Annotated in this window: 21 protein-coding genes; 5 read left to right on the forward strand and 16 right to left on the reverse strand. The window is 70.6% G+C overall.

Annotated elements, in window-relative coordinates; translation table 11 throughout:
• Positions 1 to 93: 93 nt before the first annotated feature.
• On the forward strand, positions 94 to 285 hold the full coding sequence (locus tag AMK18_RS08315; protein WP_018101681.1) for a hypothetical protein: 192 nt from the start codon (positions 94 to 96) through the stop codon (positions 283 to 285).
• Between the two features lie 14 nt (positions 286 to 299).
• On the opposite strand, the gene AMK18_RS08320 is transcribed toward AMK18_RS08315, so the two are convergent.
• Complete coding sequence (locus AMK18_RS08320) at positions 300 to 677, reverse strand: metal-sensitive transcriptional regulator (RefSeq protein WP_073862343.1); 378 nt, start codon at positions 675 to 677, stop codon at positions 300 to 302.
• A 200-nt stretch (positions 678 to 877) separates the two neighbouring features.
• On the opposite strand from AMK18_RS08320, the gene AMK18_RS08325 reads away from it, so the two are divergent.
• Positions 878 to 1,498: a DUF47 domain-containing protein gene (locus AMK18_RS08325; protein ID WP_026171331.1), complete on the forward strand. Its 621-nt coding sequence runs from the start codon at positions 878 to 880 to the stop codon at positions 1,496 to 1,498.
• 5 nt (positions 1,499 to 1,503) lie between these two features.
• A complete protein-coding gene (locus AMK18_RS08330; protein ID WP_018101678.1) occupies positions 1,504 to 2,502 on the forward strand; it encodes an inorganic phosphate transporter in 999 nt (332 codons plus the stop codon).
• A gap of 119 nt (positions 2,503 to 2,621) precedes the next feature.
• Here AMK18_RS08330 and pstB read toward each other — a convergent pair whose 3' ends face one another.
• From pstB to pstS, 4 genes are all read right to left on the reverse strand, one after another.
• Entirely contained in the window at positions 2,622 to 3,398 is a 777-nt protein-coding gene (gene pstB, locus AMK18_RS08335; RefSeq protein ID WP_018101677.1) for a phosphate ABC transporter ATP-binding protein PstB, read from the reverse strand.
• Between the two features lie 27 nt (positions 3,399 to 3,425).
• Positions 3,426 to 4,514, reverse strand: a complete 1,089-nt coding sequence (gene pstA / locus AMK18_RS08340) for a phosphate ABC transporter permease PstA (protein ID WP_018101676.1) — start codon at positions 4,512 to 4,514, stop codon at positions 3,426 to 3,428.
• On the reverse strand, positions 4,511 to 5,494 hold the full coding sequence (pstC, locus tag AMK18_RS08345; protein WP_018101675.1) for a phosphate ABC transporter permease subunit PstC: 984 nt from the start codon (positions 5,492 to 5,494) through the stop codon (positions 4,511 to 4,513). The genes pstA and pstC overlap by 4 nt, the downstream gene beginning before the upstream one ends.
• 128 nt (positions 5,495 to 5,622) lie before the next feature.
• Positions 5,623 to 6,759 carry a phosphate ABC transporter substrate-binding protein PstS gene (pstS, locus tag AMK18_RS08350; RefSeq protein WP_073862344.1) on the reverse strand — a complete coding sequence of 379 codons (1,137 nt, stop codon included), beginning with the start codon at positions 6,757 to 6,759 and terminating at the stop codon, positions 5,623 to 5,625.
• Positions 6,760 to 7,256: 497 nt separating this feature from the next.
• Between pstS and AMK18_RS34615 the strand changes: the two genes are divergently transcribed.
• On the forward strand, positions 7,257 to 7,682 hold the full coding sequence (locus tag AMK18_RS34615; protein WP_143202257.1) for a hypothetical protein: 426 nt from the start codon (positions 7,257 to 7,259) through the stop codon (positions 7,680 to 7,682).
• A 103-nt stretch (positions 7,683 to 7,785) separates the two neighbouring features.
• Here the strand turns inward: AMK18_RS34615 and AMK18_RS08355 are convergent, their stop codons facing one another.
• The 7 genes from AMK18_RS08355 to mshD all read right to left on the reverse strand — a co-directional run bounded on the left by AMK18_RS08355 (position 7,786) and on the right by mshD (position 15,060).
• The gene (locus tag AMK18_RS08355) at positions 7,786 to 8,217 is read right to left on the reverse strand and encodes an NUDIX hydrolase (protein ID WP_073862345.1); all 432 of its coding nucleotides are present in this window, start codon (positions 8,215 to 8,217) and stop codon (positions 7,786 to 7,788) included.
• Entirely contained in the window at positions 8,214 to 9,251 is a 1,038-nt protein-coding gene (locus AMK18_RS08360; protein ID WP_073862346.1) for a CHAD domain-containing protein, read from the reverse strand. The genes AMK18_RS08355 and AMK18_RS08360 overlap by 4 nt, the downstream gene beginning before the upstream one ends.
• Positions 9,217 to 11,469: an RNA degradosome polyphosphate kinase gene (locus AMK18_RS08365; RefSeq protein WP_018101670.1), complete on the reverse strand. Its 2,253-nt coding sequence runs from the start codon at positions 11,467 to 11,469 to the stop codon at positions 9,217 to 9,219. Before AMK18_RS08365 ends, AMK18_RS08360 begins: the two co-directional genes overlap by 35 nt.
• A gap of 251 nt (positions 11,470 to 11,720) precedes the next feature.
• Positions 11,721 to 12,737, reverse strand: coding sequence for a hypothetical protein (locus AMK18_RS08370; protein WP_073862347.1), 1,017 nt, complete (start codon positions 12,735 to 12,737; stop codon positions 11,721 to 11,723).
• Complete coding sequence (locus AMK18_RS08375) at positions 12,734 to 13,624, reverse strand: ABC transporter ATP-binding protein (protein ID WP_073862348.1); 891 nt, start codon at positions 13,622 to 13,624, stop codon at positions 12,734 to 12,736. Before AMK18_RS08375 ends, AMK18_RS08370 begins: the two co-directional genes overlap by 4 nt.
• Complete coding sequence (locus tag AMK18_RS08380; RefSeq protein WP_018101667.1) at positions 13,621 to 14,031, reverse strand: GntR family transcriptional regulator; 411 nt, start codon at positions 14,029 to 14,031, stop codon at positions 13,621 to 13,623. Before AMK18_RS08380 ends, AMK18_RS08375 begins: the two co-directional genes overlap by 4 nt.
• 90 nt (positions 14,032 to 14,121) lie before the next feature.
• Positions 14,122 to 15,060, reverse strand: coding sequence for a mycothiol synthase (mshD, locus tag AMK18_RS08385; protein ID WP_073862349.1), 939 nt, complete (start codon positions 15,058 to 15,060; stop codon positions 14,122 to 14,124).
• A 296-nt stretch (positions 15,061 to 15,356) separates the two neighbouring features.
• Here mshD and AMK18_RS08395 point away from each other — a divergent pair, with 296 nt between their 5' ends.
• Positions 15,357 to 17,240 (forward strand): bifunctional metallophosphatase/5'-nucleotidase, encoded by a 1,884-nt coding sequence (locus tag AMK18_RS08395; protein ID WP_037785694.1) that lies wholly within the window; start codon positions 15,357 to 15,359, stop codon positions 17,238 to 17,240.
• A 75-nt stretch (positions 17,241 to 17,315) separates the two neighbouring features.
• Here the strand turns inward: AMK18_RS08395 and AMK18_RS08400 are convergent, their stop codons facing one another.
• From AMK18_RS08400 to AMK18_RS08415, 4 genes are all read right to left on the reverse strand, one after another.
• Complete coding sequence (locus AMK18_RS08400) at positions 17,316 to 18,632, reverse strand: LPXTG cell wall anchor domain-containing protein (RefSeq protein WP_073862350.1); 1,317 nt, start codon at positions 18,630 to 18,632, stop codon at positions 17,316 to 17,318.
• A 127-nt stretch (positions 18,633 to 18,759) separates the two neighbouring features.
• On the reverse strand, positions 18,760 to 20,184 hold the full coding sequence (locus AMK18_RS08405; RefSeq protein WP_073862351.1) for a HAMP domain-containing sensor histidine kinase: 1,425 nt from the start codon (positions 20,182 to 20,184) through the stop codon (positions 18,760 to 18,762).
• The gene (locus AMK18_RS08410) at positions 20,181 to 20,912 is read right to left on the reverse strand and encodes a response regulator transcription factor (RefSeq protein WP_018101662.1); all 732 of its coding nucleotides are present in this window, start codon (positions 20,910 to 20,912) and stop codon (positions 20,181 to 20,183) included. The genes AMK18_RS08405 and AMK18_RS08410 overlap by 4 nt, the downstream gene beginning before the upstream one ends.
• A gap of 68 nt (positions 20,913 to 20,980) precedes the next feature.
• Complete coding sequence (locus AMK18_RS08415; RefSeq protein ID WP_073862352.1) at positions 20,981 to 22,042, reverse strand: S1C family serine protease; 1,062 nt, start codon at positions 22,040 to 22,042, stop codon at positions 20,981 to 20,983.
• Between the last annotated feature and the right edge of the window lie 42 nt (positions 22,043 to 22,084).

Below are 22,084 nucleotides of genomic sequence, written 5' to 3' on the forward strand. Positions count from 1 at the left end.
CGGTGGGGGCGAAATGGTCCGTCCGTGCCATGCGCGGTGCGTGTCGGGCTCTCTACTCTAGGAAGCCGGTGACGGCAGTGAGAGGTGAGTGACGTGGTGACGCTCAGCCCGACCGTATCGGACCATGTGGCGCTCGCCGAGATCGAGCTGTGCGGGGAACTGATGATCGCCGCGTCCGCGGCGATCGGGGAACGGCTCAGCGCGGACCGCATCGACGAGGTGCTCGACGTCAAGGTGAGCACCGACCGCACCACCGTCCCCCGGCAGGGCGACCACCGGGGCTGAGTGACCGCCGGGGCTCAGGTGCGCAGCAGGCGGGCGATGGCCTTGGTGGCCTCCTCGACCTTCGCGTCGACCTCGTCGCCGCCCTTGAGGGCCGCGTCGGCGACGCAGTGCCGCAGGTGCTCCTCCAGGAGCTGGAGCGCGAAGGACTGGAGCGCCTTGGTGGACGCCGAGACCTGGGTGAGTATGTCGATGCAGTAGACGTCCTCGTCCACCATCCGCTGGAGGCCGCGGATCTGGCCCTCGATGCGGCGCAGGCGCTTGAGGTGTTCGGCCTTCTGATGGTGGTAGCCGTGTATTCCGCGGTCGTGGTCGGTGACGATCGCTTCCACGGGGGCGGCGTCGGGTGCCGCGTCCGGTGAGGGCCCGGTCCCCATGGCCTCGGTAGTGGTCATTGCTGCCTCCCGTTTTCCCTTTACCCTGCCGTTTATATACCCCTGGTGGGTATATCCTAACGAATTCAGCTGAAACGTGACCGGGGTCCCGTGCTGATCACTGTGCCTGATGCGCGACACTGAAGAATGCCGGTTAGCCGTGGCCGGATGATGCGCCTAGCATCAGCCTGACCGAATCCAAAGCACCCCGAGGACCCCACGTGCGCTTTCGTCTGACCCCCAGGGAGACGAGCTTCTACGACATGTTCTCCGCATCCGCGGACAACATCGTCACGGGCTCGAAACTCCTGATGGAACTGCTCGGGGCGGATTCGTCCTCCCGGGCCGAGATCGCGGAGCGCATGCGGGCAGCGGAGCACGCGGGGGACGATGCCACCCACGCGATCTTCCACCAGCTGAACTCCTCCTTCATTACGCCGTTCGACCGTGAGGACATTTACAACCTCGCGTCGTCGCTCGACGACATCATGGACTTCATGGAGGAGGCCGTCGATCTGGTCGTGCTGTATCAGATCGAGACGCTTCCCAAGGGTGTGGAGCAGCAGATCGAGGTGCTGGCGCGGGCGGCCGAACTGACCGCCGAGGCCATGCCGGGTCTGCGCACGATGGACAACCTCACCGAGTACTGGATCGAGGTCAACCGTCTGGAGAACCAGGCCGACCAGATCCACCGCAAGCTGCTCGCCCACCTCTTCAACGGCAAGTACGACGCCATAGAGGTGCTGAAGCTGAAGCAGATCGTGGACGTACTGGAAGAGGCTGCCGACGCGTTCGAGCACGTCGCGAACACGGTGGAGACCATCGCGGTCAAGGAGTCCTGAACCACGTGGACACCTTCGTACTGATCGTGACCATCGGCGTCGCGCTCGGCTTCACCTACACCAACGGCTTCCACGACTCGGCGAACGCGATCGCCACGTCGGTCTCGACCCGTGCGCTGACGCCGCGTGCGGCGCTGGCGATGGCGGCCGTGATGAACCTCGCGGGCGCGTTCCTCGGCAGCGGGGTCGCCAAGACCGTCAGCGAGGGCCTGATCGCGACGCCCGAGGGCAACAAGGGGATGGGCATCCTCTTCGCCGCGCTCGTCGGTGCCGTCATCTGGAACCTGGTCACCTGGTACTTCGGCCTGCCCTCGTCGTCCTCGCACGCGCTGTTCGGCGGGATGGTCGGCGCGGCGCTGGCCGGCGGGACGATGGTGCACTGGGACGGGGTGCTCGACAAGATCGTCATTCCGATGTTCCTGTCGCCGGTGATCGGCCTGGTGGTCGGTTATCTGGTGATGGTCGCCATCATGTGGATGTTCCGGAAGGCTAACCCGCACAAGGCCAAGCGCGGTTTCCGTATCGCGCAGACGGTCTCGGCGGCGGGCATGGCGCTCGGGCATGGTCTCCAGGACGCGCAGAAGACGATGGGCATCGTGGTGATGGCCCTGGTCATCGCCGACGTCGAGTCGCCGAGCGATCCGATCCCGGTCTGGGTGAAGCTGGTCTGCGCGCTGATGCTGTCGCTCGGTACGTACGCGGGCGGCTGGCGCATCATGCGTACGCTCGGCCGGAAGATCATCGAGCTGGACCCGCCGCAGGGCTTCGCCGCCGAGACGACGGGTGCGTCGATCATGTTCGGTTCGGCGTTCCTCTTCCACGCGCCGATCTCCACCACCCATGTGATCACCTCGGCGATCATGGGTGTGGGTGCCACGAAGCGGGTGAACGCGGTGCGGTGGGGTGTCGCGAAGAACATCATCCTCGGCTGGTTCATCACGATGCCGGCCGCGGCGCTGGTCGCCGCCGGAAGCTACGGGATCGTGTACCTGATGTTCGGCTGACGCCGGCTGCCGTACGTGGGTCCGCCCCGCACTCCCTCGGGAGTGCGGGGCGGACCCTTTTCGCCTTGCGGTGGCACCGCCATGCAGCACCCCAAGGCCGTACGGGAGGGCCGGGCGGATCAGCCGAAGCGGCCGGAGATGTAGTCCTCGGTGGCCTGGACCGACGGGTTGGAGAAGATGCGTTCCGTCTCGTCGATCTCGATGAGCTTGCCGGGCTTGCCGACCGCCGCCAGGTTGAAGAACGCGGTGCGGTCCGAGACACGCGCCGCCTGCTGCATGTTGTGCGTGACGATGACGATCGTGAACCGCTCCTTGAGCTCGCCGACCAGGTCCTCGATGGCGAGGGTGGAGATCGGGTCGAGGGCGGAGCACGGCTCGTCCATCAGCAGCACGTCCGGCTCGACGGCGATGGCGCGGGCGATGCACAGGCGCTGCTGCTGACCGCCGGAGAGGCCGGAGCCGGGCTTGTTCAGCCGGTCCTTGACCTCGTTCCACAGGTTCGCGCCGCGCAGCGACTTCTCCACGACGTCGTTGAGGGCGCTCTTGCGGTACGAGCCGTTGAGGCGCAGGCCCGCCGCCACGTTGTCGAAGATCGACATGGTGGGGAAGGGGTTCGGGCGCTGGAAGACCATGCCGACCGTACGCCGTACGGTCACCGGGTCGACGTTCGTCCCGTACAGGTTCTCGTCGTCCAGGAGCACCTTCCCCTCGACGCGGCCGCCGGGGGTGACCTCGTGCATCCGGTTCAGGGTGCGCAGGAAGGTGGACTTGCCGCAGCCGGAGGGGCCGATGAAGGCGGTCACCGAGCGGGGCTCGATGGTCATGGAGATGTCGTCTATCGCCTTGTGGCTGCCGTAGTAGGCCGACAGTCCGCTGACGTCGATGCGCTTGGCCATCTGAATCACTGCTGCTTTCCGGCGGGCCTAGCGCCCGGCCTTGGGGGCCTTCCAGCGGGCGATGCCGCGGGCCACCAGGTTGAGGATCATGACGAAGGCGATCAGGACCAGGGCCGCTGCCCAGGCGCGGTCGTAGGACGCGGCCTCCCCGATCTTGTACTGCTCGTAGATGTAGAAGGGCAGTGACGACTGGGCGCCTTCGAAGGGGTTGGTGTTGATCAGCTGGCTGCCGAAGACCAGCAGGATGATCGGGGCGGTCTCGCCGGCGATGCGGGCGACGGCGAGCATGACGCCGGTCGCGATGCCGCCGATCGCGGTCGGCAGGACCACCTTCAGGATCGTGCGCCACTTCGGGATGCCGAGGGCGAGGGACGCCTCGCGGAGCTCGTTCGGGACGAGCTTGAGCATCTCCTCGGTGGAGCGGACGACGACCGGGATCATCAGGATCGTCAGGGCGAGCGCGCCCATCAGGCCGGAGGGTTCCAGGCCCGCGATGAGCATGATCGACAGGATGAAGAGACCGGCCACGATCGACGGGATGCCGGTCATGACGTCGACGAAGAAGGTGACGGCCCTGGCCAGCGCGCCCTTGCCGTACTCCACCAGGTAGACGGCGGTGAGCAGGCCGAGCGGGGCGGAGATCAGGGTGGCGATGCCGACCTGTTCCAGGGTGCCGATCAGCGCGTGGTAGACGCCGCCGCTGGCCTCGGGGCCGAGGACCCCGGCCATCGAGTGGGTCAGGAAGTAGCCGTCCAGGCGTTCGGAGCCGCGGCTGACGGTCGTCCAGAGCAGCGAGGCCAGCGGGACGACGGCGAGCAGGAAGCACACCCAGACCAGGCTGGTGGCGAGGCGGTCGCGGGCCTGGCGCTGGTTCTCGACCACGCTGGTGGCGACGTACGAGATGACCAGGAAGAACAGCGCGGAGATCAGGCCCCACTGCACACGGCTCTGCCAGCCGGCGGCGAGGCTCAGACCGACACCGAGGGCGATCGCGGCGACGGCGAAGCCGAGCGGCGCGAGGCGCGGCAGCGACCGGCTGCTGAGGCTGCCCTTCGGGGCGGCCGGTGCGGGCGTCGGGAGGTCCTGGACGCCGGGGGTGGTGGTGGCGTGGCTCATGCGTTGGCCCCCGAGTACTCCTTGCGGCGGGCGATGATGAGCCGGGCCGCGCCGTTGACCAGCAGGGTGAGGACGAAGAGGACCAGGCCGGAGGCGATCAGGGCGTCCCGCCCGAACGCGTCGGCCTCGCCGAACTTCGCCGCGATGTTCTGGGCGAAGGTCCCGCCGCCCGGGTTGAGCACGTGCAGCGAGATCAGGAAGTTCGGCGACAGGACGGTGGCGACGGCCATCGTCTCGCCGAGCGCGCGGCCGAGGCCCAGCATCGAGGCGGAGATGACGCCGGAGCGGCCGAACGGCAGGACCGAGAGGCGGATGACCTCCCAGCGCGTGGCGCCGAGGGCGAGCGCGGCCTCCTCGTTCATCCGGGGGACCTGGCGGAAGACCTCGCGGCTGACGCTGGTCACGATCGGCAGGATCATGATCGCGAGCAGGATGCCGACGGTGAAGAGGGAGCGGGCGACGCCGATCTCGGTCTTCTCGAAGACGTAGGTCCAGCCGAAGAACTGGTCGAGCCAGAGGTTGAGCCCCTCCAGGTACGGCACGAGGACGAGGGCGCCCCAGATGCCGTAGACGATGCTGGGGACCGCGGCGAGCAGGTCGATCACGTACGCGATCGGGCCGGCCAGCTTGCGCGGGGCGTAGTGCGAGATGAAGAGGGCGATACCGACGGCGACCGGGACCGCGATGGCCATCGCGATGACGGAGCTGACGACGGTCCCGAAGAGCAGGACGGCGATGCCGAAGACGGGCGGGTCACCGGCCGGGTTCCAGTCGAAGGTGGTGAGGAAGTTGCCCTCGTCCTTCGAGATGGCGATCGCGGCGCGGTAGGTGAGGAACACGGCGATCGACGCCATGATCACCAGGAGCAGGATGCCGGAGCCGCGCGAGAGGCCGAGGAAGATCCGGTCGCCTGCGCGCCCCGTGGACCGGGGGCGGGATCGCCTGCCCGGCGGGGTCTGTATCTGTGTGGTGGAAGCCATGGTCTTTCCGGTCTGTGTGGGGGAGCCGGGGCTCCCCTGGCGGCGGTGCACCGGAGGGGCTGGGTGGGGGCCGGTCCGGAGGGGTGTTCCGGACCGGCCGCCGGATGCGCTGGGTGTCGTACGGCCGGTTACGAGAGGCCGGCGACGGTCTCGCGGACCTTGGCGTTGATCTCCTCGGGGATCGGGGCGTAGCCCGCCTCGGTGAGGAGCTTCTGGCCGTCCGCGGAGGCGGTGTAGGTCAGGAAGGACTTGACGGTGCCGAGGGTGTCGGCCTTGTTGCCGGTGTCGCAGACGACCTCGTACGTGACGAGGACCAGCGGGTAGGCGCCGTCGGCCTTGGTGGTGTAGTCGAGGTCGAGCGCCAGGTCCTTGCCGGTGCCCTTGACCTTGGCGGCGGCGATGGCCTTGGAGGCGTTCTCGGAGGATGCCTTGACCGGGGCGGAGCCGCCGGTGTCGATGTCGACCGTGGAGATCTGCTGCGAGGTGGCGTAGGAGAGCTCGAAGTAGCCGATGGCGCCGTCGACCTGCTTGACCGAGGAGGCGACGCCGGAGGAGGCGGACGCGGCCTGGCCGCCGGGGGCGGGCCACTTCTTCTCGGCCTCGTACTTCCAGTCCTTCGGGGCCGCGGCGCCGAGGTACTTGCCGAGGTTCTGCGTGGTGCCGGAGTCCTCGGAGCGGTGGAAAGGCTGGATCGCCTTGTCCGGCAGCTTGGCGTCGGGGTTGAGCTTGGCGATCGCCTCGTCGTTCCACTTCTTGATCTTCGTGTCGAAGATCTTGGCGAGGGTGGGGGCGTCCAGGGTCAGGCTGTCGACGCCTTCGAGGTGGAAGCCGATGGCGATCGGGCCGCCGACCATCGGGAGGTTGATGCCCTGGCCGGTCTTGCAGATCTTCTTGGAGTCGGCGACCTCCTCGGGCTTCAGCGCCGAGTCGGAGCCGGCGAAGCCGACGGTGCCCTGGTTGAAGGCGACGATGCCCTCGCCGGACGAGGAGGAGTTGTAGTTGATCTCCACGCCGGAGCAGGCGGCCATGTACTCCTTGACCCAGAGGTCCATGGCGTTCTTCTGCGCGCTGGAGCCGGAGGCGCGCAGCTGGCCCTTGGCGCCGTCGCACTTGACGTTGGACGCGGCCTTCGTCTTGGCACCGCCGGTGGCGGAGGTCTCGCCGCTGTTGTCGTCCGAACCGCACGCCGTGAGGACCAGGGCGCCGGAGACGGCGAGGGCACCGAGCGCGGTGGCACGAAGCCGGTTCTTGCGCTGAAGCTTCACTTTCGGGTGTTCCTTCCAGAAGCCGCCGCGGCTGCTTGCGGGCGGCGTGCGACGCGGGCGGTGCAGTGGCTGATCGCTGCACCCGGTAGGTCTGAAATTAGGCAGAACAGATGAAGTGACTTGCGAGGAAAGGTGAACGCAAGGTGAACCTTGGTCCACCTTGCGGTGCCGGGGTTAAACCACCCCGAGGTCGGGGGTCGGGCGTATCTCGGTTCGACAGCTGCGGTGGCCAGGCTATCCGGAATCTCAGTTCCGTTCTGTCAGGTGAGCAAAGGTGCGCTGACTACTGGGGTGGCGTGCCGCTCGCTGGTGTAAATGGAATGTGTCTCACCCGCTGGGAGGCCCGAGGAGTGTGCGCGAAGAACGTCGGTATTCGGTCGTGTTAATGAGAGCGGCCGGCTTGATCGGGCCTGAAAGTGATCCCTTGACATGCTCGCGGTTGAGACGCAGTGTTCTGCGTTGTCAGGTAAGCCGCTCGTCAAGCTGAAAGGCATTCTGTGCTCAAGCGTGCGATGGTTATTCTCACCAGTCTTGCGGCCGTTACTGGCGGTGCGATCGTTGCAGCTCCGTCTGCAAGTGCCGCCGGCTTCGGATGTCCCGGCAGCCAGATAGACGTCTATCCGGTGACGGATGCGAACAAGGGGCTGGTGCTCAGCAACATCTTCCTCTACTACGACGCCTCGACGGGCAAGAACTGCGCGTCCAACGTGCGTACGAGTGCCGGGGGGACCGGGACGGCGGCTAAGATCTCCATTTCGATCTGGGCCGACGGTGGAAGTGCCGTCACGGACAGCGGTAACTACTCGCAGTACGCGGGGCCTGTTTCAGTTTATGCCGCAGGAAAGTGCATCAATGTCAAGGCGACCACCTATGCGTCCGGCGGGCGATACGGATTGGTGCAGAGGAATGGTCACTGCGGCTGATCCGAATAGATCGGCTGTCGCGTGATCGAGGTGCCGTGTCCGACATCGGGAATTCTGTCGGGCGCGGCACTTTTATTGGTCCGGGATAAGCCGCGTGACACCGTCATTCCGGTGAAAATTCGCCGACCGATCGCAATTTCCTCAGAAGCGTGTCGATCAGTGCCTTGTCTCTCTGTTGGGTGAGGCGTTCGCGGGCGGCCGTCGGGGAAAGCCAGAGCACCGCGTCCACCTCGTCGTTCGGCGTGAAGGTGCCCGTCGTGGCCTCGGCGGACCAGTACGTGACCTCCTTCGGGCGGCCGTGCGCGACGTACCGGACCAGGGGCAGCACGGCCCCCGGCACACAGTGGTGGCCCGTCTCCTCCAGGACCTCGCGAGCCGCCGCCTCCCGCAGGGACTCGCCGCGCTTCAGCTTGCCCTTGGGGAACGACCAGTCGTCGTAACGCGGCCGGTGGACGAGGCACAGCTCCACGCCCCCGGCGGGCGCGGGCGGCCGGCGCCACAGGACGCAGCCCGCCGCCCGCACCGTGCCGCTCACGGCCGCGCCGCCCCCGTCGTCGCGCAGGCCCAGCTCTCGCGGAAGACCGCGCGCGCCGCCTCGACCTCGTGGCGCTGGTCGGCGTGGAGCACGCCCAGGGCGTACGCGGTCGCCGGGGCGATCCTCGGGGTGCGGGCGGCCGCGGCCGCCGCGCCGGCCGCCTCCGCCGCGTCCCGGTGCAGGTCGAGGGCGTGGCCCGGGGCGGCCAGGACCGGATCGGGGGCGCCGTGCACCACCTCGTGGGCGTAGCGGTGGAGGCGGAGGAGCAGGCGGGTCTGGTGCCAGGGCGCGTCGTGCGCCTCGTTGTACGGCTCCGCCGACTCGTCGGAGGGCAGCGCGGCGACGGCCGCGAGCAGCCGCTGCTCGGCCCGGTCCGCGGGCTCGGCCAGCAGCTCACCGGCGGGGCCGGTCGCGGCGGGGGCGAGCGGGACCTCGGAGGCGAGCAGCGCGACCGCGTCGGCCACCGCGTGGAAGCGGGCGGAGCCGAGGGCCTGCAGGGCGGCGGAGTGGGCGCGGGTCCGGGCGAGGGTGAGCTGCCGTTCCAGCAGGGCGCCCGCGCGGGCGGCGCCGACACCGAGGACGGGGCGGCCCGTTCCCGTGGACTCGCCGGTGCGGGCGGCCGGGAGGACGGGGTCGCCGGAGAGGCCGTGCAGCGCCTCCAGGAGCCGGGTCTGCCGGTCCGCGTACGCGTGTTCGCGGGCGAGGGTGCCGGAGAGCCAGGACAGCTCGGTGCGCAGCTGCTCCGCCCAGAGCGGGTCGAGGGCGGTGCGGAAGGTGCGCAGGGTGGCGCCGATCCGGCGGGAGGAGCGGCGCAGGGCGGTGGCGGCCTGTTCGGCGGCGCGCGATCCGGCGTCCGTGGGGGCGGTGTTCTCGCGGTGCAGGCGCAGGCTGCGCAGGAAGTCGGCGGCCTGGGAGCGCAGATAGGGGCCGAGGACCGACCCCGCGCTCACGCCGGTGATGCCGGGTGCGTGGGCCGGGGCCGCGGCCTGGGTGTGCTGGTCAGGGCGTCGCACGCCGGCGCCTCCGGGCGTCAATGAGCATTTCCTGTACGTGCCGCAGGGGCTTGCCGTCCGCGTCCGTGGAGTGCCGGGTCCAGTTGCCGTCGGGGCCCAGGTGCCAGGAGGAGGTGGTGTCGGCCATGCCGGTCTCCAGGAGGCGGCTGAGCGCGGCGCGGTGGGCGGGGTCGGTGACCCGGACCAGGGCCTCGATGCGGCGGTCGAGGTTGCGGTGCATCATGTCGGCGCTGCCGAACCAGACCTCGGGTTCGCCGCCGTTGCCGAAGGCGAAGACCCGGGAGTGTTCGAGGAAGCGGCCGAGGACCGAGCGGACCCGGATGTTCTCGGAGAGGCCGGTGACGCCGGGGCGGATCGCGCAGATGCCGCGCACCCAGATGTCGACGGGGACGCCGGCCTGGGCGGCCCGGTAGCAGGCGTCGATGATCGCCTCGTCCACCATCGAGTTGACCTTGATCCGTACGTAGGCGGGGCGGCCCGCGCGGTGGTGCGTGACTTCCTTGGTGATGCGGGCGACCAGGCCGTCGCGCAGCGACTTGGGGGCGACGAGGAGGCGGCGGTAGGTCTCGCGGCGGGAGTAGCCGGAGAGCCGGTTGAAGAGGTCGGAGAGGTCGGCGCCGACCTGCGGGTCCGCGGTGAGCAGCCCCAGGTCCTCGTAGAGCCTGGCCGTCTTCGGGTGGTAGTTGCCGGTGCCGACGTGCGAGTAGCGGCGCAGGGTGTCGCCCTCCTGGCGGACGACGAGGGAGAGCTTGCAGTGGGTCTTCAGGCCGACGAGCCCGTAGACGACGTGGCAGCCCGCCTCCTCCAGCTTGCGCGCCCACTTGATGTTGGCCTGCTCGTCGAAGCGGGCCTTGATCTCGACCAGGACGAGGACCTGCTTGCCGGACTCGGCGGCGTCGATGAGGGCGTCCACTATCGGGGAGTCGCCCGAGGTCCGGTACAGCGTCTGCTTGATCGCGAGGACGTCCGGGTCGCCGGCCGCCTGTTCCAGGAAGGCCTGGACGGAGGTGGAGAAGGAGTCGTACGGGTGGTGCAGGAGGACGTCGCGCTCGCGTACGGCGGCGAAGATGTCCGGTGCGGACGCGGACTCGACCTCCGCGAGGTCGCGGTGGGTGCCGGCGACGAACTTGGGGTACTTCAGCTCGGGGCGGTCCAGCGACGCTATGCCGAAGAGGCCGGTGAGGTCGAGGGGGCCGGGCAGCGGGTAGACCTCGGCGTCGGACACCTTCAGCTCGCGGACCAGCAGGTCCAGTACGTACGGGTCGATGGACTCCTCGACCTCCAGGCGGACCGGCGGGCCGAAGCGGCGGCGCATGAGCTCCTTCTCCAGGGCCTGGAGCAGGTTCTCGGCGTCGTCCTCCTCGACTTCCAGGTCCTCGTTCCTGGTGACCCGGAACATGTGGTGCGCCAGCACCTCCATGCCCGGGAACAGCTCCTCCAGGTGGGCCGCGATGACGTCCTCTATGGGGACGTAGCGCTGCGGCGACGCCTCCAGGAAGCGGGTCAGCAGCGGCGGCACCTTGACCCGGGCGAAGTGGCGGTGGCCGCTGACCGGATTGCGTACGACGACGGCGAGGTTCAGCGACAGGCCGGAGATGTACGGGAAGGGGTGGGCCGGGTCGACGGCGAGGGGGGTGAGGACGGGGAAGACGCGCTGCCGGAAGAAGGTGAAGAGGCGGGCCTGCTCCTTGTCGGTCAGCTCCGGCCAGCGGATCAGCTGGATGCCCTCGTCGGACAGGGCCGGGGAGACGTCCTGCTGGTAGCAGGCGGCGTGCCGGGCCATGAGCTCGCGCGAGCGGGTCCAGATCAGGTCCAGCACCTCGCGGGGCTGGAGGCCGGACGCGGACCGGGTGGCGACGCCGGTCGCGATGCGGCGCTTCAGGCCGGCGACCCGGACCATGAAGAACTCGTCCAGGTTCGACGCGAAGATCGCCAGGAAGTTGGCCCGCTCCAGGAGGGGCGTGGTCGGGTCCTCGGCCAGTTCGAGGACGCGTTCGTTGAAGGCGAGCCAGCTGCGTTCCCGGTCCAGGAAGCGGCCCTGGGGCAGCTCGTCGCCGTCCACCTCGGGTTCGTAGGCGTCGGCGTCGGCGTCGATGTCGGGGTCGAAATCGGCGGCGGTGGACAGGGCCGTGCCCGCCCCGGAGGGGGCGACGGCGTGCGGCCGGTGTGCGGCGAGGGCGCCGACGGACGGCTGGGCGGCGGGCTGGACCGGGACCTCGGAGCTGGGCTGCTGGCTCATGGGCCCATTGTTCCGCGCGGAGCGCTCAGGGGGCGCGTCGGAGGAGGACGAGATCGCGTGGACGGCGCGGTCGGGGCGCGTTCTGCCGGTATTTCGCCCGTTGCGGGGGGACGGCACAGCTGGCTGCATCCTGCGAGGGTCGCAAGGCCGTCTGAATGCGTGGTTACGACGACATGACGTGCGGGAAGCGGTGGGTGGCCGTGTGTGGGGGCCCGCCCGGGGCCTGGGCCCCGGACGGGTTTGGGAATGCCTCAGGCGTGGTAGCGCCGCAGGACCCGGAAGGCGAGGGCGGTGGCGGCTGCGGTGAGGACGAGGAGGATGCCGGTTTCCGTGAGCTGGAGGGGCCAGAAATGGGAGACGGGGTGGTGGTCGACGTAGTAGCCGGTGACGCCGCGGTCCGCGAGACAGCGGTCGGCCTTGGCACCTGCGGCCCAGCAGGTGTCGACCGGCAGCCGGGCGCCGTCGCCGGTGAGCCGGCCGGTCTCGACGAGCCACGCGTCGTCGGGCGTCTGGGGCGGGACCGAGCCGGTGCTGGTCCGCGTGCTCAGCGGCCACAGCCCGCTGCGTACCCGGTTCAGCGCCACGGCCACCGCGGCGGTGGCGAGCAAGGACACGGCCATGGCGGGCAGGGTGCGGCGCGTCAGCAGACCGGCGAGCGCCCCGAGGGCGAGCCCGAGCAGGGCGTACCCCACGGGCGCGGTTCCCAGCGCGCCGAAGGAGGTGTCGCCGAACCAGTGGACCGGGTACAGCCCCTCCGACCGCGCCCGTGCCCAGGCGAAGACGGCGGACAGGACGGACACCCCCGCGACCAGCAGTGCGGCCGGAACCGCGAGCCTGGCCAGGAGCCAGTGCACGGGGGACACCGACTGCGTCCAGGCGAGCTTGTACGTACCGCTCTCGAACTCCTTGCCGATCATCGGACCCGCGACGAACGCGGCGACGAGTCCGGGCAGGACGGTCAGGCAGAGCCCCGCGTAGCCGAGCACCGTCTGCCGGACCGACAGGGCGAGGTCGTACTTCTGCAACCGGTCGTCACAGGCGCGGTCGGTCACCAGCGACGTGCAGGGGCTCGCCTCGAACGCGTCGTTGACGTGGCCGGCCCACAGGGTGATGCCCACGACGACGGCGATCCAGACCAGGGCCAGGATGCCCGCGCACCACAGGGCCCACCGGTGCCGGCGTACGAGGACGCGGGCACCGGCGCCCAGGGCGGGTCCGGGCCGGGCCGTACGCGGCGTGACGGGTGCGATGTCGGCCGGCGCGCTCATGCCGCCACCGCCTCGTGGGCCGTCGCGCTCGGGGTGAGCAGCGTGGGCGCTTCCGGGGAGCGGAGGTGGGCGAGCAACAGCTCCTCCAGGGTGGGTTCGGAGCGGTCCCAGGCCGGGTCGACCGGGCCCTCCGGGCGGACCAGGGCGGTCAGGGCGCGGCCGGTCGTGCGGGATTCGATCACCGTGTGCGGGGCGAGGTCGCGGGCCGGGCCCGTGAGCAGGGCGTGGGCGGCGAGCAGTTCGTCCGTCTCGCCGCCGAGGCGGACGCGGCCGCCGTCGATCAGGAGGAGGTGGTCGCAGGCGCCCTCCAGTTCGCTGAGGATGTGCGAGGACATCACGATGGTCGTCCGGTGCTCGGCGGCCTCGGCCATCAGGGCGCCCATCAGCTGGTGGCGGGCGAGGGGGTCGAGGTCGGCCATCGGCTCGTCCAGGAGCAGGAGTTCGGCCCGCTTGCCCAGCGCGAGGGCGAGGGCGAGACGGCTGCGCTGCCCGCCGGAGAGGTCGCGGACCTTCGCGTCCGACGGCAGCGGTCCGGCGATGCGCGCCGCCGCCTCCCGGTCCCAGCTGTCCGGGTTCAGCTGCGCACCCGCCCACAGCGTTTCGGTGACCGTCAACTGCGGGTAGAGCGGCTTGTCCTGGGCGACGTACGCCATGCGGGCACGCGACTCGCCGGGCGCCGCGCCCAGGACCCGCAGCGTTCCCTCGACCGGGCGGAGGAAACCCGCCGCCAGGGCGAGCAGGGTGGACTTTCCGGCGCCGTTGGGCCCGACGAGCGCGCAGACGGCGCCGGCCGGCAGCCGGAACGCGCAGTCCCGCAGTGCCCAGTCGCCCCTGCGGCCCCCGTATCTCATGCCGAGCCCTTCGGCCTCCAGCGCGGTACCCGTCATCGGTCCTGGTCCCCCTCGAATGTGCTGTCCAGTACGGCGGTGAAGAGCGCGCTCACGTCGTCGCGTTCGAGTCCGGCCGCCCGCGCCCTGCCCGCCCAGGCGGCGAGTTCGGCGCGCAGCGGGGAGTCGTCGTCGGCCGCCGCGCCGCCGAGCGACCGGGTGACGAAGGTGCCGAGGCCGCGACGGCCCTCGACCAGCCCTTCGCGTTCCAGCTCGCGGTACGCCTTGAGCACGGTGTTCGGGTTGATCGCGGTCGCCTCGACCACCTCCCGGGCGGTGGGCAGCCGGTCGCCCGGCTCCAGCAGACCCAGCCGCAGGGCCTGTTTCGTCTGCTGGACGATCTGGAGGTAGGTGGCGACGCCGCTGCGCCGGTCGATGCGGAACTCGACTGCCGCGGACTCTGCCATCTTCACCCTTTCACTAATTGAGTAGTGAAAGGGTGTCGTAAGGAAGGGGCGGCGTCAAGCGACGCCGCCCCGAGCGGAGTTGAGGAGCAGTCAGGACTCCGTGCGGTACATCAGGTCGACCTCGTGCGTCACGAAGCCCATCCGCTCGTAGACGGCGAGCGCCGCCGGGTTGTCCGCGTCGACGTAGAGCATCGCGGTCGGCAGGCCCTCCGCCGCCAGGTGGTGCAGGCCGATCGCGGTGAGCGCCTTGCCGAGGCCGCCGCCCTGTGCGTCGGGCCTGATGCCGACCACGTACACCTCACCGAGCTGCTCCTCGGCGTGGACCTTCGTCCAGTGGAAGCCGATCAGCTCCGTGGAGCCCGCGCCGTCCTCGCGCTCCGCCAGGAAGAAGCCCTTCGGGTCGAACCAGGACTCGGCCTTGCGGTCGTCCAGGTCGCGCTGGGTCAGGGACCCCTGCTCGGGGTGGTGGGCGAAGGCCGCGCGGTTCACCGCGAGCCAGGCGGCGTCGTCCTCGCCCGGGACGAAGGTGCGCACGGTGACGCCCGGCGGGAGGACCGGCTCGGCGAGGTTCAGCGGGCTCAACGGGCGGCGCAGCTGGCGCAGTTCCCGGAACAGGGAGAGGCCGAGGACCTGGGCGAGGTGGCGCGCCGCGGCCTTCCCGCCGTGCGCCCAGACCCGCAGCCGCTTCCCGGTGGCGGCGAGCAGGGCGGCCCCGAGCGCCCGGCCGTGGCCGTGGCCCCGGTGCGCGGGATGCACGACCAGCTCGGCGGCCGGTGCCTCCACGGGGTCGGTGTCCTCCAACTGCGCGTACCCGGCGAGCACGCCTCCGGCGGACAGCAGGAAGTGCCGTACGCCCGCCCGCTGTCCGCCCCGCAGCTGCAGACGGCCCTGCTCCGACACGGCCTGCCGGCCGTCGGACCGCGCGGCCTCGGCGAGCAGGTCGAGCACGGCCGCTGCCTGGTCGGGGGAGAGGGTGTCGAGCGTCTGGATCTCGCGTCCGGGGGCGGGGAGCGGTGCGTCTGTCGTCATGCGTACGAGCCTAGGGCCTGTCCGGCGGATCAGGGCCGGGGTCGCGACGCCTGGCACGGCACCTCGCCGCGTTACCGAAACGTCCTAATCGCTCCGCGATGAGGACGCCCCGGCGCCTTGCGATGCACCGCACCAGACGCCGCGCCCTACCCGACCCTGATCCGCCGGACAGGCCCTAAGCGCCGCGGGCGCGCACCGGTTGGCAACCACTTCGTAACCCCGTACACCTGTCGCGCTACGCGCGTTGACTCTAGGCTGCGGCTCGTACTTCACCCGCTGAACTCACAAGGGGACCGATGTCAGCGACACCGCAGAAGAACCGGGCGTCACGGCGGGTGCTCGCCGCCGCGGCCGGTCTCGCCACCGTGGGCGCGCTCGTCGCCGCGATGCCGGCCAGTGCCCACGGGCGCGGCCACGGGCACGGCGGCGACCACGGCCACGGGCACCACACGCCTGCCCGGACCGTCGACGTACAGCTGCTGTCCTTCAACGACCTGCACGGCAATCTGGAGCCGCCGGCCGGCTCGGCCGGTACGGTCACCGAGACGCAGGCCGACGGTACGACGAAGGCGATTCCGGCCGGTGGCGTCGAGTACCTCGCCTCCTCGCTGCGTACCGCCCGCAAGGGCCACCCGTACTCGATCACCGCGGCCGGCGGCGACATGGTCGGCGCGAGCCCGCTGCTGTCGGGGCTCTTCCACGACGAGCCGACCATCGAGGCGCTGAACAAGATCGACCTCGATGTGACGAGCGTCGGCAACCACGAGTTCGACGAGGGCGCGACCGAGCTGGCGCGCCTTCAGAACGGCGGCTGCCACCCGGTCGAGGGGTGCTACGAGAAGGGCAAGAAGTTCCCCGGCGCCGACTTCCCGTACCTCGCGGCCAATGTGACGAGCGAGAAGACCGGGAAGCCGATCCTCAAGCCGTACACCGTATGGAAAAAGAACGGCGTCAAGATCGGCTTCATCGGGGTGACCCTGGAGGGCACGCCGAACATCGTGACGGCCAACGGTGTCAAGGGACTCAAGTTCCACGACGAGGTCGAGACGATCAACAAGTACGCCAAGGAGCTGGACCGCCAGGGCGTGAAGTCGATCGTCGCGCTCATCCACGAGGGCGGCCTGCCGGCCTCCGCCTCGTACAACTACGACTGCGACAGCCCGGGTGCCGGTGACGGCATCTCCGGTCCGATCACGGACATCGCCAAGGGCATCTCGCCGAAGGTGGACGCCCTGGTCACGGGCCACACCCACCAGGCGTACGTCTGCACCATTCCGGACCCCGCGGGCAACCCGCGCCTGGTCACGTCGGCGGCCTCCTTCGGGCGGCTGTACACGGACACGACGCTGACGTACGACCGCCGCACCGGCGACATCGTGCGCACGGCGGTGAAGGGCAGCGGCAAGCACGGTTCGAAGCACCACGGTTCGACCCCGTCGAACCCGGTCTCCGCGAACCACCTCGTGAGCCGCGACCAGAAGCCCGCCAAGGACATGACGGACCTGATCGCCCGCTGGAACACGCTCGCGGCCCCGATCGCGAACCGGCCGCAGGGCTACATCTCGGCGGACATCAACGGGCGCGGTTCGACCGCCCCGGAGAAGCCGCTCGGCAACCTGATCGCCGACGCGCAGCTGGAGGGCCTGGCCCCGGCGGACAAGGGCGGGGCGGTCGTCGCCTTCATGAACCCGGGCGGCATCCGCGCGGACCTGGTGTACAAGGCGTCCGGCAGTGAGGGCGACGGCGTCGTCACCTACGGCGAGGCGTTCACCGTGCAGCCGTTCACCAACATGATGAACGTCGTGGACCTGACCGGCGCCCAGCTCGTCAGCGCCCTTCAGCAGCAGGTCAGCGGCTCGAACGAGGCCAGCCCGAAGATCCTCCAGGTCTCGAAGGGCCTCACCTACACGCTGGACATGACGAAGTCCGGCGCGGACCGCGTCGTCACGGACACGATCAAGCTGAACGGTGAGGCGATCGACCCGGGCAAGACGTACCGCGTCGCGATGAACGAGTTCCTGGCGGGCGGCGGCGACGGCTTCGCGGCGCTCGGCGAGGGCACGAACAAGCTGGTCGGCGCCTCCGACCTGGACCTGTTCAACGACTACCTGGCCGCGCACTCCACGGCCTCGGCCCCGCTGGCCCCGCCGGCGACGGACCGGATCACGGTCGTGCAGTAGCAGCACAGCGGAAAGGGGAGGGGCTGCGGACCGGTTCGACCGGTCCGCAGCCCCTCCCGCCTTTTACGTGTGTGCTCAGGCCCCCGCGCCCGCCTTGCGGCGGCGGACGACGAACACGGCCGCCCCGCCGAGCGCCACGGCTGCGGCGCCGGCGATGCCGAGCGGGACGGTGGCGTCGGACGAACCCGTGGAGGCGAGGCCGCCGCCGGTGGACGCCTCGTCGGACGCCGAGCCCTGGGCCTGCGTCCCGGAGGTGCCGGTCGAGCCGGAGGTGCCCGTGGAACCGGTGGAGCCGGTGTCGCCGGTGGACCCGGTGGTGCCTCCGGTGCCGGTGCCGCCGGTCGTGCCGGTGCCCGTGCCCGCGGCCTTGACCGTGAAGGCGGTCGTGTCCATGCCGGGGCCGCCACCGCAGGAGCCGTCCTTGTTGACGTACTCGGCCGAGGTGAGGACGACGCCGTTGCCGGCCGGAACCTTGGCGTCCGCGGTGAGGCGGAGCTTGACGTCGGTCTGCGCGCCCGCCTTCAGCGCACCGATACCGATGTGGTGGTCCTTGCCGACGGCCTGCCACTTCGGCGACGCGGCGGTGGACCACTGGAGGTGCATGTACGTGTCGGTGGTCTTGAGGCCGCTCGTGTCGGTGGTGTGGACGTACGCGTACGTGGTGACCGCGTCGAGGGTCTCCTTCGTGCCGTTCTTCACGCGCAGCGAGAAGGTGGTGCTCGTGCCGGCGACGACCGAGGAGGGCAGGCCGGTCAGGGTGGCGCGGAGGTTCGCGGGTACGCAGTCCGGACCGCCCTCCTCCTCACGCGCCTTGGCCAGCGCCTCGTCTGCGGCGGTCTTGACGGCGAGTGCGTCGGCCACGGCCTTCTGCAGCACGCCGTAGGCGCGGAGGGCGGCGACACGGGCGTCGTCCGCGGCGGTGCCGGCCTTCGTGGCCGCGGTCTCGGCCTCGGCCTCGGCGGTCGCCGCGGTGGCGGCAACGGCCTCGGCGTCGGTGACGGCCTTCTCGGCGGCGGTGCGCTCGGCGTCGGTCGCGGTGCCGGGCAGCGCGGCCAGCGCGGCCTTGGCGTCGGTGACGGCCTCGTCGGCGGCGGTCTTGGCGGCAGCGGCGTCGTCCGCCTTCTTACGGGCGGCCTTGGCGGCCACGGCGAGGGGCGCCTCGTCGGAGAGGGCCGCCTCCACGACCTCGTACCCGGCCTTCTTCGCGGCGAGAGCGTCGTCGTAGGCCTTCTGCGCCTCGGCGGCGGCCTTCTCGAGTTCCTCGATCGTCGGCTTGGCCTGGGCCTCCGCCGCCGGCTTGGCGTCGGCGAAGGCCGGGGTGACGGAGAGGAGCGCGGCGGGGGTGGTGACGGCGACGGCCACGGCCGTGGCGAGTATGCGGCGAATCTTCACATGAGCCCTTGGAGTCGATCCGGAGAAGCGGACGGTTCAGGCGGTGCGGGCCACAGCGGGGTGATCACGCGGGCGGCTGTGAAGATCCTATGAGATATGTGCGTGGCCTCTGCACGTGAGGGGGGTGTTACGCGCTCACGGCGTCCGGAGGCGGCTGCGGGGCGCCCGGGAGGTTGATCACCGCTTCCGTGCCGCCGCCCTCGGCCGGGGTGAGGGCGATGTCGCCGCCCGACTGCTGGACCGTACGGGCCACGATCGACAGGCCGAGGCCCGAGCCCGGGAGCTGGCGGGCGGACGGGGAGCGCCAGAAGCGCTCGAAGACGTGCGGGAGTTCGTCGGCGGGGATGCCGGGGCCGTGGTCCCGGACCGTGAGGCGGCCCCGGTGCAGCACCACGTCGATCGTGCCGCGCGACGGGCTGAACTTCACCGCGTTGTCCAGGACGTTGACGATCGCCCGTTCGAGGGCGGCCGGTTCGGCGCGTACGTACCAGGGGGCCAGGTCCTCCGTGATCGTCAGCTCCGGACCGCGCAGCCGGGCGCGGTGGAGGGCGGCCCGGGTGATGTCGTGCAGGGCCACCACCTGGAGCGGCCCCGGCTGGGCGGCGTCCGGGCGGGCCAGCTCCTGGAGGTCGCCGATGAGCGCGGCCAGCTCCGTCATCTGCGCCTTCACCGAGGACATCAGGGCCCTGCGGTCGTCCGGCGGGATCGCCCGCCCGGTCTCGTCGCTGCGGGCGAGCAGCTCCACGTTGGTGCGGAGCGAGGTGAGCGGGGTGCGCAGCTCGTGGCCCGCGTCCGCGATGAGCTGGGCCTGCCGGTCGCGGGAGGTCGCCAGGGACGCGGTCATCGAGTTGAACGACCGGGACAGCCGGGCGATCTCGTCCTCGCCCTCGGCGGGGATGCGGACGGTCAGGTCCTCGGTCCTGGCCACGTGCTCGACGGCCTCGGTGAGCTCGTCCACGGGGCGCAGCCCGGACCGGGCGACCCAGAGCCCGGCGGCTCCCGCGCCGATGACGCCGATGCCGCCGACGAGGAGGAGGACCCAGGCGAGGGTGGACAGGGGCTTGTCGATCTCGCTCATGGGGCGGGCGAAGGAGACGCCGAGTTCCAGGGCCGGCCGACCGGGCTGTTTCACCTCGGCCTGTTTGGTGAACACGCGCATCTTCACCCCGCCCGCAGTGGTCGCGGAGTGCAGTGCCGTGAGCTGGTCCCGATCGACCACCGCCAAGTCCGCCTTGGTCACCGGAAGCGCCGCGTAGGACTGATCGATGCAGACCGTGCCCTGGGCATCGATGAGCTGGACGGTGAGTCCGGAATCGGTGCGGGGGAGTTGCTGGCCGGTTCCCAGGCAGGATCCGTACAGGCTGGTGAGGTAGCGCTCGTCGACCGACGTATTGCGCAACGCCTCGTCCTGCCGGTCCTCCAGCTGCTCCCGCGTAACGAACCAGCACGCCACCGCCACCGCCGCCACCGCCACCGCGACCGCCGTCGCGACCAGCAGGGCCAGGCGGGAGCGGAGCGGCAGCGCGCGGACGCGGCGCAGCGGCCCCGTCATCCGTCGCCCCCGCCCGAGCGGAGCGCGTACCCCACACCGCGCACGGTGTGGACGAGCCGCGGTTCGCCGCCGGCCTCCGTCTTGCGGCGCAGGTACATCACGTACACGTCCAGGGAGTTGGAGCTCGGCTCAAAGTCGAAACCCCACACCGCCTTGAGGATCTGCTCGCGGGTCAGCACCTGGCGCGGGTGCGCGAGGAACATCTCCAGGAGCGTGAACTCGGTACGGGTCAGCTCCACGCGCCGGTTGCCGCGCATGACCTCGCGGGTCGAGAGGTCCATGCGCAGATCGGCGAAGGAGAGCACGTTGTCGTCGGGGACCGGACCGCCCGAGGCCGTCGCGTACGAGCTGCGGCGCAGCAGCGCGCGGATGCGGGCGAACAGCTCGTCCAGTTCGAACGGCTTGACCAGGTAGTCGTCGGCGCCCGCGTCGAGTCCGGTGACGCGGTCGCCGACGGTGTCCCGGGCCGTGAGCATCAGGATGGGCGTGGTGGCGCCCGTGGAGCGGATGCGGCGCGCGGCGGTCAGGCCGTCCATGCGGGGCATCTGGATGTCCAGGACGATGAGGTCGGGGGCGTACGACTCCGCCTTGGTGAGGGCGTCGAGGCCGTCGACGGCGACCTCGGTGCCGTATCCCTCGAAGGCGAGGCTGCGCTGCAGGGCCTCGCGCACGGCGGGCTCGTCGTCGACGATCAGGATGCGCTGCGGATCGTCTTCGGCGGGGCTCATCGCTGTCTTGTCCTCTTCTCGGTCGTACGGGCCGGGGCGCGGAGACCCAGTTTCTCAGCCCCGTACGGTCAGGAGCCGTTCCCGGCCCGCAGGGTGTCGAGGTCGGCCTTCAGGGTGTTCACCGGGATGGCGAAGCCGAGGCCCACGCTGCCCGCGCTGGAGCTGCCCTGGCCGCTCGCGGAGCTCGCCGAGTACATCGCGGAGTTGATGCCGATGATCTCGCCGTTCATGTTGATCAGCGCACCGCCGGAGTTGCCCGGGTTGAGCGAGGCGTCGGTCTGGATGGCCTTGTACGTGGTGGTGGACTCGCCGGTGTCGCCGTTGAACTGCTGTCCGCCGAACTCGAAGGGCCACTGGCGTCCGCCGCCCTGCTGGTCCTGGCCCTGCCCCTGGCTCTGGCCGTTGTCGCCCTCCTTGGCGACCGTGACGTCGCGGTCGAGGGCGGAGACGATGCCGCTGGTGACGGTGCCGGTCAGGCCCTCGGGGGAGCCGATCGCGACGACCTCGTCGCCGACGGCGACCTGGGAGGAGTCGCCGAGCGTGGCCGTCTTCAGGCCGCTCGCGCCCTGGAGCTTGATCAGCGCGAGGTCCTTGTCGGCGTCGGTGCCGACGACGTCGGCGGTGTACGTCTTGCCGGTGCTGAGGGTGACCTTGATCTGGGAGGCGTCCGCGATGACGTGGTTGTTGGTGACGATCTCGCCGTCCGAGGTGATGACCACGCCCGAACCGGTGGACTGGCCGGCCGTCGAGGTCGCGCCGATCTCCACGATGGTGGGCGAGAGGGCCTTGGCCACACCGGCCACCGTGCCCTTGTCGCTCTGCGAGACGGTGGTGCCGGGCACGATGCCGCTCCCGGCGGCCGTGGTGGCGGGGTCGTCGGTGAGCCGGCCGATCACCGTGGCGGTGCCGCCGCCGACGATCGCCGCCGCGATGGCCACGGCGGCGAGGAGCGCGACCGGCTTGCGGACCCGGCGCCGGGGGGCGGGCGGCTCGGAGACGCCGGGGCCCACCGGGTCCGGGAAGACCGGCTGGGCGGGCTGGTATGACGGCGGCGGCGGGTAGACCGCTTCGCCGTTGCCGTACGAGGGGTACATCGGGTACTCGCCGCTCGGGCGCTGGCTCTCTGTCATGTCTATGAGCCTGTCCGGCCAAGATGAGAGGAGCGTGAGCGC

Source organism: Streptomyces sp. CB01249, assembly GCF_001905735.1.
Classification (GTDB): domain Bacteria; phylum Actinomycetota; class Actinomycetes; order Streptomycetales; family Streptomycetaceae; genus Streptomyces.